The sequence below is a fragment of the Hoylesella buccalis ATCC 35310 genome, assembly GCF_025151385.1.
Classification (GTDB): Bacteria; Bacteroidota; Bacteroidia; order Bacteroidales; family Bacteroidaceae; genus Prevotella; species Prevotella buccalis.
Genome location: NZ_CP102287.1, coordinates 810,997 through 828,328 on the forward strand (window position 1 = coordinate 810,997; position 17,332 = coordinate 828,328).

The window sequence follows — 17,332 nt, forward strand, 5'->3', positions numbered from 1 at the left end:
TATATGATAGAAAACAACAGCATACTGAACAAGCTCAATGGATTAGAGGCAAGGTTTGAAGAAGTATCTACCTTGATTACCGACCCAGATGTCATAGCCGATCAGCCACGCTATGTGAAGCTAACCAAGGAATACAAAGACCTTGGGGACATCATGGACATTCGCAAACGATACATTGCATGCCTCAATGCCATACGAGAGTCGAAAGATATTCTTGCCAATGAAACGGATGCTGACATGAAAGAAATGGCTCGTGAGGAATTGCAAGCTAACGAAGATATGCAGCCACAGTTGGAAGAAGAAATAAAATTAGCATTAGTGCCAAAAGACCCCGAAGATGCCAAGAACGTACAAATGGAAATACGTGCTGGCACGGGAGGAGATGAGGCAGCCCTGTTTGCGGGCGATTTGTTTAACATGTATAAGCATTATTGTGACTCGAAAGGTTGGACGTTAAGTGTCACATCGGTCAACGAAGGCTCAGTGGGCGGTTACAAAGAAATCGACTTTGCGGTGAGTGGCGATAATGTCTACGGTACATTGAAATACGAAAGTGGCGTACATCGTGTGCAGCGCGTGCCAGCCACAGAGACCCAGGGACGCATGCACACATCAGCTGCTACGGTGGCTGTGTTGCCAGAGGCCGACCAATTCGAGGTGAACATCAATGAAGGTGACATCAAATGGGACACGTTCAGAAGCTCAGGGGCTGGTGGACAAAACGTCAACAAGGTTGAATCGGGCGTTCGTCTTCGCTATCCATGGAAGAACCCCAACACGGGCGAAGTGGAGGAAATTCTCATAGAATGTACCGAGACACGCGACCAACCTAAGAACAAGGAACGTGCGTTGTCACGCTTGCGTACCTTTATCTACGACCGTGAGCATCAAAAATACATTGATGATATTGCCAACCGACGCAAGTCATTGGTATCTACTGGCGACCGCAGTGCGAAGATTCGTACCTACAACTATCCGCAAGGGCGTGTCACCGACCACCGCATTGGCTACACCACTCACGACCTGCAAGGCTTTGTCAATGGTGACATTCAAGCAATGATAGATGCGCTGACAGTAGCAGAGAATGCGGAAAAGCTCAAAGAGAACGAACTTTAAACAATAAGACATCGTTTAATTCTGAAGGATATTTCATTAAGACAATAACAATAGCTTTCAAACAAATAATTACCATAAGATTTCTATAACACACAAGGACTCTATTAGCCCATAAAACACTGAAATACAGTTTGTTATAAATAATCTCAAAACAAGCTATTTAAGAGCATTGAGATTGGGGTTCAAAAGCATAGAGATTGAATGGCAAAGGCATTGAGATTGGCGCCCAAAAGCATAGAGATTGAAATTCACCCACCATTCATTGGGTGAGCGATAGCCAAAGACAACGGTGCAAAAGGGAATAACGTTAATACAAATTCACTACTTTTATATTCACGGATAGTATATGAACAGACAACAACTTATAAAACAGATCTTCGACAAAAAGTCTTTCTTATGTGTAGGATTGGATCCCGACATCAAGAAGATGCCGCCACATTTGCAGCATGAAGAAGACCCTATTTTTGCCTTCAACAAAGCCATTATCGATGCTACGGCACCCTATTGTGTGGCCTACAAGCCAAATTTGGCGTTCTATGAATGTAAAGGTATTCAGGGCATGACTTCTTTCGAAAAGACCATTAGCTACCTAAAAGCGCATTATCCCGACCATTTCATCATTGCTGATGCCAAACGAGGTGACATCGGGAACACATCAGCCATGTATGCCAAGACCTTCTTTGAAGAATACGATGTTGATGCATTGACCGTGGCTCCGTACATGGGAGAAGACAGCGTGACACCTTTTCTCGAATATGAAGACAAGTGGGTCGTTGTATTGGCACTGACAAGCAACAAAGGATCGCATGATTTTCAGTTGACGGAAGACAAGAACGGTGAGAAACTTTTTGAGAAAGTCATCAAGACTTCTCAATCGTGGGGGACCGATCAAAACATGATGTATGTGGTTGGTGCAACGCAAGGCAACATGTTTGAGGCAATCAGAAAGGTGGCTCCTCATCACTTTTTGCTGGTGCCTGGCGTGGGTGCGCAGGGAGGAAGCCTGCAAGATGTCTGCCAATATGGAATGACGAAGGATTGTGGGTTGCTCGTCAATAGTTCACGCGGCATTATCTATGCCGGCCAAGGAGAAGACTTTGCCACGGCCGCTGCAAAGAGTGCCATGAAACTTCAGCAAGAAATGGAAAAAGAATTAGAAAGGTTATAAACTTTCATATCATAAATAACTCCTTTTTAACCCGACTCTCGTTGAACACCGATATCGATAAACAGTGAGGTTACACCTGCCCCATTGGGGTTTCAACTGTGATAGACGAACCGTGAAAGAAATAAATGTTTCAGTGAAAAAACGCAAATATTACATTTGTCAGTCAAAAGTCTGAGTAAAAATAGGTATATTTGCAAAATAATCAATTGAGATACCTAAAGTATGGAATTTACTGCCAAGCAAATAGCACAATATATAGGAGGCAAAATTGAAGGCAATGAAGAAGCAACTGTTCACACTTTCGCAAAAATTGAAGAAGGTACCAGTGGAGCGATTTCATTCCTTTCTAATCCAAAATACACACATTATATATACGATACACAATCATCGATTGTTCTTATTGATGAGGATTTGGAATTGGACAACCCCGTCCAGACGACCTTGATACGCGTGAAGAACGCATACGATAGTGTCGCCAAACTACTTCAATTATATGAGTCGACTAAGCCCCGAAAGACTGGCATCCACCCCATGGCCACCATCTCCGAAACGGCCAAGATAGGCGAGAATGTATACGTTGGCCCATTTGCTTACATCGGAGAGAATGTCGTGATTGGCAACAACACGCAGATATTCCCACATGCAGTGGTTTTGGAGAACGCCTCAGTAGGTTCAGAATGTATCATTTATCCACACGCAACTGTCTATCACAATTGCAAGATAGGAAATCGTGTCATCCTGCATGCGGGCTGCGTCATTGGAGCCGATGGTTTCGGATTCGCTCCATCTGAAGATGGCTACGACAAGATACCGCAAATTGGTATTGTGACCATTGAAGATGATGTAGAGGTGGGTGCCAACACTTGCGTTGATCGTTCGACCATGGGCAGCACCTATGTTAGAAAAGGAGTGAAACTTGATAACTTGGTTCAAATCGCCCACAATACCGACATCGGTGAACATACCGTGATGAGTGCGCAGGTAGGTGTGGCCGGATCGACAAAAGTTGGACAATGGTGCATGTTTGGTGGACAAGTAGGAATTGCCGGACATATCACCATTGGCGACAAGGTATTTCTTGGCGCACAGTCGGGTGTACCTGGAAGCATTAAGGACAATCAACAACTCATTGGCACGCCACCCATGAAGGAGAGAGCCTATTTTCGCTCACAAGCCATCTTCCGAAGACTTCCTGAACTATACAACGAAATCAACAACCTGAAAGAAGAGGTGGAACGATTGAAAAAGAACATCAAATAAGACAATTGCACTCGATAAATAAATCATAGAATGGATACAATCAAACAGAGAACACTAAAAGGTAGTTTTTCCCTGTGTGGCAAAGGATTGCACACGGGGCTGAATTTGACTGTTACCTTTAATCCTGCTCCTGAAAATACTGGATATAAAATTCAGCGAATAGACTTGGAAGAACAACCCATCGTTGATGCCATTGCCGAAAACGTGGTTGACACGCAACGTGGCACGGTTCTAGCACGTGGCGATGTGCGCGTTTCTACCGTTGAGCACGGTCTTTCTGCCCTGTATGCAATGGGGATAGACAACTGTATGATTCAAGTAAATGGACCTGAGTTTCCTATTTTGGATGGTTCAGCCGGCATTTACGTGAATAAAATCCAGGAAATTGGTATCGTAGAACAAAATGCGCCGAAAGATTTTTACATCATTCGTAAGAAAATAGAAGTGAAGGATGAGGAGACAGGTTCGTGTATTACGATACTTCCCGATGATCAGTTCAGCATAACGGCCATGTGCTCATTCGAGTCAAAATTCATCAACAGTCAATTTGCGACACTCGATAATATCGATGATTATGCGACAGAAATCGCGCCTGCCCGTACTTTTGTATTCGTCAGAGACATCCTTCCTTTGCTCGAAGCGAACCTCATCAAAGGTGGTGACATGGACAATGCCATCGTGATTTACGAAAGAGAAGTTTCACAAGAGCAACTGGACCAACTGGCAGATATCTTGAAAGTGGCACGCATGGATGCGACCAAGATAGGTTACATTCAGCATAAGCCCTTGATGTGGGAAAACGAGTGCACACGTCACAAATTGCTGGACATTATCGGTGACATGGCCTTGATAGGCAAACCCATCAAAGGACGAATTGTTGCGACACGGCCAGGACACACCATCAACAACAAGTTTGCCCGCCTGATGCGCAGAGAGATTCGCAAACATGAAATACAAGCACCGATTTACGATCCCAATGAGCCACCCATTATGGATAACAAGAGAATCAGGGAACTACTCCCCCATCGTTATCCTATGCAGTTGGTAGACAAAATCATCGCCATTGGTTCTAACACGATTGTTGGGGTAAAGAATATTACAAGCAACGAGCCCTTCTTTACAGGACACTTCCCGCAAGAACCCGTCATGCCTGGAGTGTTGCAAGTGGAGGCCATGGCTCAATGTGGAGGATTGCTGGTTTTGAACCAAGTAGAAGAACCAGAACGATGGTCTACGTACTTTCTGAAGATTGACAGCGTGAAGTTCAGGCAGAAAGTGGTTCCTGGCGACACGCTTATCTTCCGCGTGGAAATGATTCAACCCGTACGCCATGGCATCAGTACCATGAAGAGTTATGCCTTTGTTGGCGACCAAGTGGTATCTGAAGCTACGTTTATGGCACAGATCATCAAAAACAAATAAACAGAAATGTCTCTCGATGTTTTTCATCATCATAAAGTCATCAATACCCTATGAATCAAATAAGCCCATTAGCTTTTGTACATCCAGAAGCGCAACTCGGTGACGATAATGTCATCGGCCCATTTTGCTATCTTGATAAAAACACAGTACTGGGCAACCGTAATATCTTACAGAATAGTGTCACCATCAATTATGGAGCACGAATAGGTGATGACAATGAGTTTTTTCCCGGTGCCAGCATCAGCACGAAGCCGCAAGATTTAAAATTCGCCGGTGAAGATACAATCTGTGAAATAGGTGACAAAAATAGTATCCGTGAGAATGTCACCATTTCCAGAGGAACGGCATCAAAAGGAACGACCAAGGTTGGAAGCAACAACTTGCTGATGGAAAACATGCACGTTGCACACGATTGCATCATTGGCAGCAATGTGATTATTGGCAATTCCACCAAGTTTGCCGGTGAAGTGACTGTAGATGACTACGCCATCATCAGTGCGACGGTTTTATGTCATCAATTCTGTCACATCGGTGGTTATGTCATGGTTCAGGGTGGCAGCAGGTCTTCACAAGACATTCCGCCCTACGTCATGGCGGGCAAAGAACCCATCAAATATGCCGGCATCAACATTATCGGGCTGAGACGAAGAGGATTCAGCAACGAATTAATCCAACTGATACACCAAGCTTATCGATTGCTTTATAGCAAAGGTGTTTTGAAAGAAGGAATAGAAGAAATCAGAAAGAACCTGACAGTTACCCCTGAAATTCAATACATCATAGACTTTGTAGAAAGTTCTCAACGAGGCATCATCAGATAAATGAACACACTTGTTGTGCTTTTAGGCCCTACTGGAGTGGGAAAAACAGAGGTGGCGCTGCAAATTGCTGAACATTTGCAATCGCCTATCATCAATGCCGACTCTCGACAGCTATTTGCTGAGATACCTATTGGTACAGCAGCCCCAACCAAAGAGCAGCAAGAACGAGTAAAACATTATTTCGTTGGCACGTTGCATCTAACAGATTATTATAGTGCAGCCAAATATGAAGAAGATGTTTTGCAACTTTTAAACCAGCTTTTCAACCAGCAACAAATGGCTTTGCTATCAGGAGGCAGCATGATGTATATTGATGCTGTATGCCAAGGTATCGACGACATACCAACGGTCGACGAGGCAACAAGAAAGCTGATGAAACGAAAACTGGAAACTGAAGGCTTGGATGCTCTCGTTGAAGAGTTAAAAGTTCTGGATCCAGAACATTACAAAATTGTGGATTTACATAATCCCAGACGCGTGGTTCATGCACTTGAAATATGCTATATGACTGGGAATACCTATTCTTCATATCGCACAAACACAAAGAAGATACGGCCTTTCAACATCGTAAAGATTGGACTCAACCGTCCTAGAGAAGAGATGTATGAGCGAATCAACAACCGTGTTTTGAAAATGATGAAGCAAGGATTGATTGAAGAAGCCAAAGCGGTATATCCACAGAAGGGCCTGAACGCTTTGAACACGGTAGGTTACAAAGAACTTTTCGCCTATTTCGACGGTGACATCTCACTGGATGATGCCATCTTAAAAATACAGTCAAACACAAGACAATACATGAGAAAACAAGTTACTTGGTTCAAACGTGACAATGAAATCAAATGGTTTTCGCCTACGAACATTGAAGAAATCATAAATTATATAGACGATCAACGATAGAAATCAAGTAATTCGCTATCTTTGCAAATTAATTATCTCCATTATGCTTCACAAGATAAAAAGATTTTTCAGCTGGTTGTGGATCAAACTACGTGGCTTCTGGCCATGGTATAAAAACCTGTACCAAGGACGAACGTGGTACACCAAAACAGGCATAGCTTTACTCTCTGGGCTGATAGCACTTATCATCTATCTTGGAGCTGTTGATCTTAATTTCCTCTGGTTGTTTGGCAAATCACCAGGTTTCGCCCAGATTAAGAATCCCAATACCTCCTCGGCGTCTGAGATTTATAGTGCAGATGGGAAGCTCATAGGAAAATATTTTAATGAAAACAGAACACCCGTCAAGTATGAAGAAGTGAATCCGCAGTTCTGGAAAGCACTGATTGATACAGAAGACGAACGATTCTACAGACACATTGGCATTGACTTTCAAGGACTCTTTGGTGCGGCCAAAGATGCTTTGGTTGGAAATGATGCCCGTGGAGCATCAACCATTACGCAACAGTTGGCCAAGAATATGTTCCGCGTACGCACGCAATATTCCACTGGATTGCTTGGTAAGATACCAGGTATCAAGATACTTATCATGAAAAGCAAGGAATGGATTATTGCCTTAAAGCTTGAAATGCTGTATGATAAAAAGGATATTCTTACCATGTACGCCAACACAGTTGACTTTGGATCTAACTCGTATGGAATCAAAACAGCCAGTAAAACCTATTTCAACACAACACCCGCGAATCTCACAACTGAACAAGGTGCCGTGCTGGTAGGCATGCTTAAAGCCACAACACATTATAACCCGATAGCCAATCCCAAGAATAGTCTTAAACGTAGAAATGTTGTTTTGCAAAACATGGTGACCAAGGGCGACCTGTCTAAAAAGCAATATGACAGTCTGAGTGTCATTCCCATCAAGCTTAGCTATAGCGTAGAATCTAACTATGACGGTCAGGCATTATACTTTAGGGAAGCTGTCGCCAACTATTTGAAGGATTGGTGCGAGGAGAATGGGTATGACTTGTATAGCAGTGGTCTGAAGATATATACCACGATTGATACCCGCATGCAGAAGTATGCCGAAGAGGCGGCACGTAAACAAATGAAGCAAATTCAACGCAACTTCAATAATCACTGGGGTAAAAATGATCCATGGATTGATGAAAACGGAAAGGTTATTCCTGGATTCATTGAGCAAATCGCACAAAGACAGCCTGTGTACAAATACCTTGCCGCCAAATATCAGAATAATCCAGACTCCATCACCTATTATTTGAACAAGCCCCACAAGGTAAAATTGTTCGATTATGACGAAGGAACCATAGAGAAAGAAATGTCAACCATGGACTCCATTCGATACATGGTGCGCTTCATGCACTGCTCCATGGTTGCGATGGAGCCACAGACAGGAGCCGTGAAGGCTTGGGTAGGCGACATCAACTTCAACTCATGGAAATATGATAAAGTAACTGCCATGCGCCAACCGGGATCCACCTTCAAGCTCTTTGTTTATACTGAGGCGATGAACCAAGGCCTGACACCTTGTGACAAACGGCGGGATGAATACATCTCCATGAAAGTATATGACAAGAAAAAGAAAGAAGAGGTTACATGGACACCGGGAAACGCTAATGGACGTTTTTCAGGAGACTCCATCCCCTTGAAGAGTGCCTTTGCGAGAAGTATCAACTCTATCGCCGTGAGACTTGGACAAGAGATGGGCATCAAACGAATCATTGACACGGCAGAGAAGATGGGAATCAAGAGTCCACTGCAGGACGAACCATCCCTTGCGTTAGGATCATGCGACGTCAACCTACTGGAAATGGCAAATGCCTATAGCACTATCGCAGACGATGGCAAACATCATGAGCCTATTCTGGTCACGCACATCGTTGATCGTGATGGGAGGCAAGTCTACATCGCACCCAACAAAGCCGAACAAGTAATTCCATACAAGAGTGCGTTTCTCGTACAACAACTATTGCTGGGTGGGCTAAGAGAACCAGGCGGAACGTCACAAAGCCTATGGGGATACGTAGGAAAACACAACGATACGGAATGGGGAGGAAAGACAGGAACTTCCAATAACCACTCAGATGCTTGGTTTATGTGCATCAGTCCAAAACTGGTTGTTGGCGCATGGGTAGGCGGAGAATACCGCAGCATCCATTTCCGCACAGGTGCTTTAGGGCAAGGATCAAGGACAGCACTACCCATCTGTGGCTACTTCTTGCAAGCTGTACTGGATGATCCAAACTTCAAACAATATCATGGCAAGTTTGGTAAGCCTAAAGATAAAGATATTACCAGCGACATGTACAACTGTCCGAGTTATTACCAGCAGGCGCGAGTGGACACAACTGCAACACATAGCTTGAGCTCCATCTCTGAAGAAATCATTCTAGACGAAGATGGCAACCCTATCTCAAAACCCATCAAAGATGAGAATGAGAAACAAAAAGACAGTTCGGACAAATCACATGAAAACCATACACCAACAGAAAAGGTAATCCATTTGGATAATCTATAATGGGTATGGCTAAGGAAACTGACATCGAACACATTGATCTGAATAATCTGGAGTTGCAAAACGCACTGCAGATTATTCAGTACACTCATCGCTCATTATTCTTAACAGGGAAAGCTGGAACGGGTAAGTCAACGTTTCTTCGATACATCTCACAGACAACCAAGAAAAAACATGTCATTCTTGCACCAACGGGCATTGCTGCCATCAATGTGGGAGGAAGCACTTTGCATAGTTTTTTCAAGCTACCATTCCATCCCTTATTGCCTAACGACAACAGGTATAGCATACGAAACCTTCGGAAAACACTCAAATATAACGGCGAGAAAATCAAACTCATCAAGGAAGTAGAACTCATCATCATCGACGAAATCTCGATGGTAAGATCCGACATCATCGACTTCATTGACAAGATACTGCGCGTTTATGCTCAGAACATGCGCGTTCCCTTTGGAGGAAAGCAATTATTACTCGTTGGCGACATGTACCAGTTAGAGCCGGTATTAAAAGAGGACGAACGCGCATTGCTACAACCATTTTATCCTTCAAAGTTCTTTTTTGATGCTCATGTTTTCAGGGAGATGCAGTTGATTTGTATCGAACTTCAGAAAATTTACCGACAAACGGACCCACTTTTCATCAGTATATTAGACCATATCAGAACGTCCAACACTTCGCAAACCGATTTGTCCATTCTCAATCAAAGAGTAGGAAACACCTCTCAACAAAATCATGAAGGACTGGCAATCACCTTATCTACTCGAAGAGATAGCGTTGACTACATCAACCAGCAACACCTTCAACAATTACCAGGCGAACCCACTGTCTTCTATGGCATCATCGAAGGCGAGTTCCCCGAGAACAATCTGCCCACTCCCATGAAACTTGAAATCAAAACAGGTGCGCAAGTTTTGTTTGTCAAGAACGACAGAGACAAACGATGGGTGAATGGTACCTTAGGCACCGTCATTGGCATGGGAGATGAGAGCGATGGCTTAATTTACGTGAGGACTGAACAAGGTGAGGATGTAGATGTAGAACAAGACATTTGGTCAAACGTTCGATACACCTACAACGAAAAAGAACAAAAGATTGAAGAAGAAGTAATTGGAACTTTCCGCCAGTTCCCCATTCGGCTGGCATGGGCCATCACCATTCATAAAAGTCAAGGACTTACCTTCAATCAAGTCAACATCGACTTATCTGGAGGCGTGTTTGCTGGAGGCCAAACTTACGTTGCCCTGTCACGTTGCCGATCGTTAGAAGGCATTAACCTTGAAGCCCCTATCAAGAAAGAGAATATTTTTATTAGTCGAGAAATCACAAGTTTTGCCAAGACATACAATGACCAGCAATCTCTCGACAAAGCCTTGCAACAAAGTAAAGCCGAAAAACAATATCATGATGCCGTGACGGCATTCGATCAGGGGGACATGCAATCGGCCTTGGATAATTTCTTTCTGGCCATTCACAGCAGGTATGAAATAGAAAAGCCTGCGGCAAAACGCCTAATCAGGCGAAAGCTCAATCTCATCAACACGCTTAAAGAAGAAAATCAACGCTTACGAGACAAGCAAAAAGAAAAAGAAGATTTGCTGAAACGGCTCGCCGTTGAATATGTCATGATGGGCAAAGAATGTGAAAGAGAAGGGATGAAAGAAGCTGCTTTGCGCAACTATCAAAAGGCATTAGAGCTCTGCCCCGAGCATCCAGAAGCTATCAGAAGAATCAAGAGAATTAAGAAAAAAACGAATCAATAACACTGTTATTGGCTCTCATCATAACTCAATAGAGGAACGATACGATAGCGAGAGAAAAAAAATAAATGAGCCCAAATTATTTTCGAGCTCATTTAATTTTTCCTGTTTGTTTAACAAGAAAGTATGATATTGCACCCTCATAATCGGCTAAAGCCGATAGCAAGGAGTTGCAATTAAGCCAAAGTAAACAGATTCTCTGAATCCTTGATTTTACCTTCTTTGAACAGCCATCCAATTCCCAGATAGACTTCTTCTGTTCCAATTTTAGCAGCCTTAGCTATTTCAGCAACGCTCAACGCTTTGTCTGCTGCAGCCAATGCTTGATAAACATCACCAGCACGGAAGCCAACGCTTTCAGCATTTACCACAAGAGCGCACTTCTTTGCCGCAGCTCTCTTTGTTGTGGAGCACTTCTTGGGAGCCGCAACCTTCTTTGAAGCTACTGCTGCCGTTACTTTCTTTTCTGTCATAATCAATAAAATTTTAATATACTTTGCACTTCAAATGAGGTAAAATATCTCATTAACGAAGCAAAGGTAGCCATTTTATTTAAAAAACACAATTATTAAACATCAAAAAGTAACACATTTATGGGTTAGTTGAACCAAAGAAGCGTTTTATTGATGTATGTCAAGTTTTATCTCTAATTCATCCAATTGTTTTTGATCAATGGTCGACGGCGCATCAAGCATCACATCACGGCCGTTGTTGTTCTTTGGGAAGGCAATGCAGTCGCGAATGCTATCCAAGCCGGCCATGATACTCACAAACCGATCAAGCCCGAACGCTAAACCTGCATGAGGTGGCGCACCATATTTAAACGCATTGATTAAGAAACCAAACTGAGCCATTGCCTTTTCAGGTGTGAAGCCCAATATCTCAAACATCTTTTGCTGCAACCGTCCATCATGAATACGCAGGCTCCCCCCTCCTACTTCAATACCGTTGCAAACAAAGTCGTATGCCTTGGCACGAACTCGTTCAGGATGCTCATCAAGCAAGGGGATATCGTCTGGATTTGGCATGGTAAACGGATGGTGCGTTGCCATGAGGCGCTGCTCCTCATCACTCCACTCGAACAAGGGGAAATCAACAATCCACAAACACTCAAACTTGTTCTTATCACGAAGTCCCAGTCGCTCGCCCATCTCTAAGCGAAGGGTACACAACTGCACGCGCGTCTTGTTGGCATTGTCTCCACTCAAAATCAATACCAAGTCACCATCCTTGGCGCCCATTCGCTCTTTCACTTCCAGCAACTGTTCCTTTGAGTAGAACTTATCAACAGAACTCTTAATCGTTCCATCGGCATTATACTTAATGTATACCAATCCCTTGGCACCAACCTGCGGACGTTTAACAAAGTCGCTCAGTTCGTCCAATTGCTTACGACTATAGCTGGCACATCCAGGCACACAAATGCCACCAATGTAGCTTGCTTCATTGAAGACACTAAAATCTGCCTTGCCTTTGAACGCATCCAAAAGCTCAACGAACTCCATGCCGAAACGCAAATCAGGCTTATCACTGCCGAAACGTCTCATCGCCTCGTGCCAGGTCATTTGCTGCAACTTCTCTGGTAGCTCTACCCCACGAATCTCTTTGAAAAGGTGACGACACAGATTTTCAAACAAGTCGATAACATCATCCTGATCAACGAAACTCATTTCGCAGTCAATTTGCGTGAACTCGGGTTGACGATCGGCGCGCAAGTCTTCGTCACGGAAACATTTGGCGATTTGAAAATAGCGGTCAAACCCACTCACCATCAACAGTTGCTTGAGCGTCTGTGGGCTCTGTGGCAATGCATAAAACTGTCCGGGATTCATGCGCGAAGGCACCACAAAGTCGCGCGCACCTTCCGGAGTAGAACCAATCAATATAGGTGTTTCTACCTCAATGAATTGCTCGTTGTCGAGGAAATTGCGAATCAGAATCGTCATCCGATGGCGCAATTCCAAATTCTTTCTTACCGCTGGTCGGCGCAAATCCAAGTATCGATATTTCATTCGTAAATCGTCACCGCCATCGGTATCGTCTTCTATTTTGAATGGAGGCGTCAAACTTTCACTCAGTACGTTTAGCTGACTGACCAAAATTTCGATATCTCCGGTCGGCATTTTGTCGTTTTTGCTCTGTCGCTCACTCACCTTACCCGTTGCCTGAACACAGAATTCACGCCCCAGTTTGTTGGCCTGCTCACACAAAGAAGCGTCGGTTGCCTCATTAAAAACAAGTTGGGTAATACCATATCGGTCGCGCACGTCAACAAATGTCATTCCACCCATCTTACGCGTACGCTGCACCCATCCAGACAGGGTTACCTCCTTGCCCTCATCGGAAAGTCTCAACTCCCCACATGTATTCGTTCTATACATAGTTTGAATTTTATATCTTATCAAACGCAAAATTATACAAAAAAGCCGAAACAAGCAAAGCCTGCATACAAAAAGTAGGTGATGTGATGACAAATTAATCAGCATGTCATCTCAACTCGGCTCATTCATTGAAGCATGTTTCTCTGCGTTTGTTTCATAGCAAACGTAACGTTCTTCGGTGAAATAGCTTCCGTCGCAACGACTTTTTAACACAAATGCTCGGCGTTTTATCCATCAACCAACTCATGTGCCGAAAATATGCGAAATATAGAAGTATTTTGTTATTTTATTGATTCATAGTAAGTTATTCGATTTATAAATCTAAATCACTATGAAAAATCTATGTGTTTTGAGGGTGAAAGCCCTTGTTTTTGTACAAAAAGGCGTGTTATATGATGTAAATTGGGGTGTAAAAGCATGCATATTGAGGAGCAAGAGCATAAATATTGCACCGCAACTAATCAATGAAAATGAAGAAATATCGAAGTTGGTGTAAACAGACTGATAATGAGCAGAAAACGGAATAATTTGCATAGAAGTGCTCTTTTCAAAAAGAGTTATAATATGCAGATTTAGGCAGAAGTTCAGTTACCAGAGCGTTACCCGAATTCGTCATAGGTAACGATGGAGCAATGTTCGGTAACTGAATTATTTTCGCTCGTGTGGCTGTTGCTACGGTCGGCAGTTTTCTGCATAAGTGATGAACGCTTTGAAATTGGTATTTTTGCCACAAAATATCAAAGCGTATGAAAACAGAAAAAATGAAGGTGTTGCTCTACCTCAAAAAGAGCGGACTGGACAAGTCGGGCAAGGCACCGATTATGGGGCGGATAACCATCGGACGTTCTATCGCGCAGTTCAGTTGCAAGCTCTCCTGCAATCCTGACTTGTGGAATCCCCGTGAGAGCAGAATGGACGGAAAAAGTCGTGAGGCGGTGGAAGTGAATGGCAGGTTGGAGAACTTGCTGCTGTCCATCCAGTCAGCCTATCAGTCTTTGCTTGCAAGAGGTTGTCCATTTGACGCAACCGATGTGAAGGAACAGTTTCAAGGAAGTGTGCAGACACGGTGCATGCTCATCGAAAGGCTTGATATGCTCATCAAAGAGAAAGAAAGTCATATCGGTGTAGACATCAGAAAAGAGTCAATAGCCAGCTATCACTCCACGAGAATCCACTTGCAGGAGTTCATCCAAAAGAAGTATAAGGTTTCTGATTTAGCCTTCTCACAACTAACAGAGAACTTCATCCATGAGTTTCAGCAGTACTTCTTGGGGGAGTGTGGATTTCAGGAAAGCTCATTCTACAATGTTGCCACCCATTTGAAAACGGTATGCAGGCTGGCTTACCGTGAGGGGTTGGCAGACATCCTACTTTTCGACAAAGTCAAAATCAGCAAGGGTAACAAGAAACTCCCCAAAGCACTTGACAGAGGGGCATTTGAGAAGTTAAAGACTCTCCACTTTGAGGACTTGGAGGAGGAAATGGAAACGGCAAGGGATATTTTCCTCTTTGCCTGTTATACGGGTGCTGCATATTGTGATTTGATGGAACTGGACAAGTCCCATCTTGTGCGTGATGACGAGGGTAGCCTTTGGCTGAAGTTCAACCGCCAAAAAACAGGTGTGCCTTGTCGTGTCAAACTGCTGCCCGAAGCCATACGGCTGATGGAGAAGCTCCACAGCGATGAAAGGGAAACATTGCTCCCTTTCATGGGATATGCTACTTACCAATCTTATTTGAAAGCCCTGCGGCTTCGTGCAGGCATCTCGTTTCCTTTTACCACACATACGGCAAGGCACACATTTGCCACGCTCATCACGCTTGAACAAGGTGTACCCATTGAGACCGTGAGTAAGATGCTGGGGCATTCCAACGTGAGCATGACCGAGCGTTATGCAAAGGTAACACCGCAGAAACTCTTTGAGGAATTTGACCGTTTCCTTTCTTTCACTGAAGATATGCAGTTAACAATCTGATTCCTATTTTTTCTATCTTATCATTACTTATAAATCAAGACTACCAAGACAATGAGAAGTACATTCAAGATACTATTTTATATCAACAGACAGAAGACCAAGGCAGATGGCAATACCGCCATTCTCTGCCGTATCACCATCGACGGAAAGAATACAGCCATTACCACGGGCGAAGAGTGCCAGCCCTCTGAGTGGAACACCAAGCAGGGGTTGACAACCAACAGGAAGACCAATCAAAGAATCAATGAGTTCAGGGAATTAGTAGAGAAAACCTATCGGGACATACTGACGAGGGACGGAGTGGTAAGCGTAGAACTTATCAAGAACCGCTTGCAAGGTATTGCCACCAATCCGACCACGCTCCTTGCCATGAGCAGGGCGGAACTCCAAGCAGTCAAGGAAAGTGTAGGCAGATCAAGGGCAGAGGGAACTTACCTGAACCTGTTTTATTCTGACAGAAATCTCCGTGAATTTGTAGAAAACAAAGGAGTGCAGGATATATCCATCGAAACAATTACAGAGGACTTGTTCGAGGAATACCGCTTCTTTCTCAAAAAGCGTGGGCTGAAAGCATCTACCGTCAACAGCAACCTCTGCTGGCTGAGCCGACTGATGTTCCGTGCGGTCAGCAAGAGAATTATCCGCTGTAATCCGTTTGAGAATGCCAAGTTTGAGAAAGAGGAAAAGAAGATACGCTTTCTGCAAAAGAGCGATGTGATGAAACTTATGGCAATGAAGATGAACGACAAGGAAGCGGAGCTGGCAAGACTGATGTTTGTCTTTTCCTGCTTCACAGGCTTGGCTATCTCAGATATGGAGAATTTGGAATACAAGCATATCCAAACGGCAGCGGACGGACAGATGTACATAAGAAAGGAACGTCAGAAGACCAAAGTTGAGTTCATCGTGCCGTTACATCCCATAGCGGAAACCATCATCAGTCATTGCCAGAAAGAGCCGGAAAGAAGCGAGGTACAGCAGACGGTGAAAGAAAAAGGCGACCACCTTGTTTTTCACCGTGATTGCAGCCGCAGTGTCATGGATGCCAAACTGAGTATTGTGGGAAAGGCTTGCGGTATCTGCCAAAGACTTTCCTACCACATGGCAAGACATACATTCGGCACGATGAGCCTAAGCGCAGGAATACCTATTGAGAGCATAGCCAAGATGATGGGACACGCCTCCATATCAAGCACTCAAGTCTATGCGCAGGTAACGGACAGGAAGATATCAGAGGATATGGACAGGCTCATTGCCAAGCAATCAGCAAAAGAAAAGGAAACTTCGGAGAGAGAGGCTTGTGAATCTTCGGATATTGTAACCTGTAAAATGGAGGAATCGGCATGAAGACAAACAACAACCTAAAAATAAGAACAAACACTGCCAATCAGCGTAGTTATTTTGATTGGGGCAGCAAAATGCAAGTCATTCGCAAAGGAAACGGAGAGATAGCCATGACAGAGAGTGAACTTGTGAGTTTTTTTGGGGTAACATGGAGGAAACTCAACCATAGGCTTCAGACAATTATGATATCTTCCAACCTGCATCCCGAAGAAAGAGTTGCTGACGAGGAAGAAGTCGTTATCAATGGACCGCTCAAAGGCTATGCACCGCTCTATCCGCTTTCTATCATCATCGCTCTGTCCTTTCTGTTAGACAACACGGAAGCGCATTTGTTCAGAAAGTACATCTGTCAGAAGCTGCAGAAACCAGCATCCATAATAACACCGATATTCCTGATAGGCAACATGGATAACTGATGGTAATACGCTTTTTTCTTTCACTGATTATATCTTACTACATAACTACAATAGGGTATAATACGGTGAAAGAAAAAATCTTGTAGCGTAGTTAGTAAGAGAAGCATCCAGTTACTACTTAAAAACTACATACTACTTCTATTGGTAATCTTCCAGTAAGAACACACACTGCTTGCCATTATATTCGTATCACTTGCAAAATGATATTCTGAAATGGAATGGAAATGATCAACCCAAATAA

The 17,332-nt window shown here is 43.7% G+C and carries 13 protein-coding genes; 11 read left to right on the forward strand and 2 right to left on the reverse strand.

Annotated features, from left to right (window positions below; all coding sequences use genetic code 11):
* Nucleotides 1-3: 3 nt before the first annotated feature.
* The 8 genes from prfA to NQ518_RS03530 all read left to right on the forward strand — a co-directional run bounded on the left by prfA (nt 4) and on the right by NQ518_RS03530 (nt 10,977).
* The gene (prfA, locus tag NQ518_RS03495; RefSeq protein ID WP_227205179.1) at nt 4-1,116 is read left to right on the forward strand and encodes a peptide chain release factor 1; all 1,113 of its coding nucleotides are present in this window, start codon (nt 4-6) and stop codon (nt 1,114-1,116) included.
* Nucleotides 1,117-1,462: 346 nt separating this feature from the next.
* On the forward strand, nt 1,463-2,284 hold the full coding sequence (pyrF, locus tag NQ518_RS03500) for an orotidine-5'-phosphate decarboxylase (RefSeq protein WP_227205180.1): 822 nt from the start codon (nt 1,463-1,465) through the stop codon (nt 2,282-2,284).
* 222 nt (nt 2,285-2,506) lie between these two features.
* Nucleotides 2,507-3,544: a UDP-3-O-(3-hydroxymyristoyl)glucosamine N-acyltransferase gene (gene lpxD, locus NQ518_RS03505; protein WP_227205182.1), complete on the forward strand. Its 1,038-nt coding sequence runs from the start codon at nt 2,507-2,509 to the stop codon at nt 3,542-3,544.
* Nucleotides 3,545-3,574: 30 nt separating this feature from the next.
* Complete coding sequence (locus tag NQ518_RS03510) at nt 3,575-4,966, forward strand: bifunctional UDP-3-O-[3-hydroxymyristoyl] N-acetylglucosamine deacetylase/3-hydroxyacyl-ACP dehydratase (protein ID WP_227205185.1); 1,392 nt, start codon at nt 3,575-3,577, stop codon at nt 4,964-4,966.
* Between the two features lie 50 nt (nt 4,967-5,016).
* Nucleotides 5,017-5,787, forward strand: coding sequence for an acyl-ACP--UDP-N-acetylglucosamine O-acyltransferase (gene lpxA, locus NQ518_RS03515; protein ID WP_227205187.1), 771 nt, complete (start codon nt 5,017-5,019; stop codon nt 5,785-5,787).
* Nucleotides 5,788-6,684, forward strand: a complete 897-nt coding sequence (gene miaA / locus NQ518_RS03520; protein WP_227205189.1) for a tRNA (adenosine(37)-N6)-dimethylallyltransferase MiaA — start codon at nt 5,788-5,790, stop codon at nt 6,682-6,684.
* Between the two features lie 43 nt (nt 6,685-6,727).
* Nucleotides 6,728-9,220, forward strand: coding sequence for a transglycosylase domain-containing protein (locus NQ518_RS03525; RefSeq protein ID WP_227205192.1), 2,493 nt, complete (start codon nt 6,728-6,730; stop codon nt 9,218-9,220).
* Nucleotides 9,220-10,977 (forward strand): ATP-dependent DNA helicase, encoded by a 1,758-nt coding sequence (locus tag NQ518_RS03530; RefSeq protein ID WP_227205194.1) that lies wholly within the window; start codon nt 9,220-9,222, stop codon nt 10,975-10,977. The genes NQ518_RS03525 and NQ518_RS03530 overlap by 1 nt, the downstream gene beginning before the upstream one ends.
* 173 nt (nt 10,978-11,150) lie before the next feature.
* Here the strand turns inward: NQ518_RS03530 and NQ518_RS03535 are convergent, their stop codons facing one another.
* On the reverse strand, nt 11,151-11,447 hold the full coding sequence (locus NQ518_RS03535) for a winged helix-turn-helix domain-containing protein (protein ID WP_227205196.1): 297 nt from the start codon (nt 11,445-11,447) through the stop codon (nt 11,151-11,153).
* Between the two features lie 147 nt (nt 11,448-11,594).
* Complete coding sequence (gene aspS, locus NQ518_RS03540; RefSeq protein ID WP_227205198.1) at nt 11,595-13,355, reverse strand: aspartate--tRNA ligase; 1,761 nt, start codon at nt 13,353-13,355, stop codon at nt 11,595-11,597.
* A 746-nt stretch (nt 13,356-14,101) separates the two neighbouring features.
* Here aspS and NQ518_RS03545 point away from each other — a divergent pair.
* From NQ518_RS03545 to NQ518_RS03555, 3 genes are read left to right on the forward strand one after another with little or no spacing between them, the layout of a single operon-like run.
* Nucleotides 14,102-15,331 carry a site-specific integrase gene (locus NQ518_RS03545; protein WP_004348708.1) on the forward strand — a complete coding sequence of 410 codons (1,230 nt, stop codon included), beginning with the start codon at nt 14,102-14,104 and terminating at the stop codon, nt 15,329-15,331.
* Between the two features lie 51 nt (nt 15,332-15,382).
* On the forward strand, nt 15,383-16,678 hold the full coding sequence (locus NQ518_RS03550; protein ID WP_004348710.1) for a site-specific integrase: 1,296 nt from the start codon (nt 15,383-15,385) through the stop codon (nt 16,676-16,678).
* On the forward strand, nt 16,675-17,091 hold the full coding sequence (locus NQ518_RS03555; protein ID WP_004348712.1) for a hypothetical protein: 417 nt from the start codon (nt 16,675-16,677) through the stop codon (nt 17,089-17,091). Before NQ518_RS03550 ends, NQ518_RS03555 begins: the two co-directional genes overlap by 4 nt.
* The last annotated feature ends 241 nt before the right edge of the window (nt 17,092-17,332 follow it).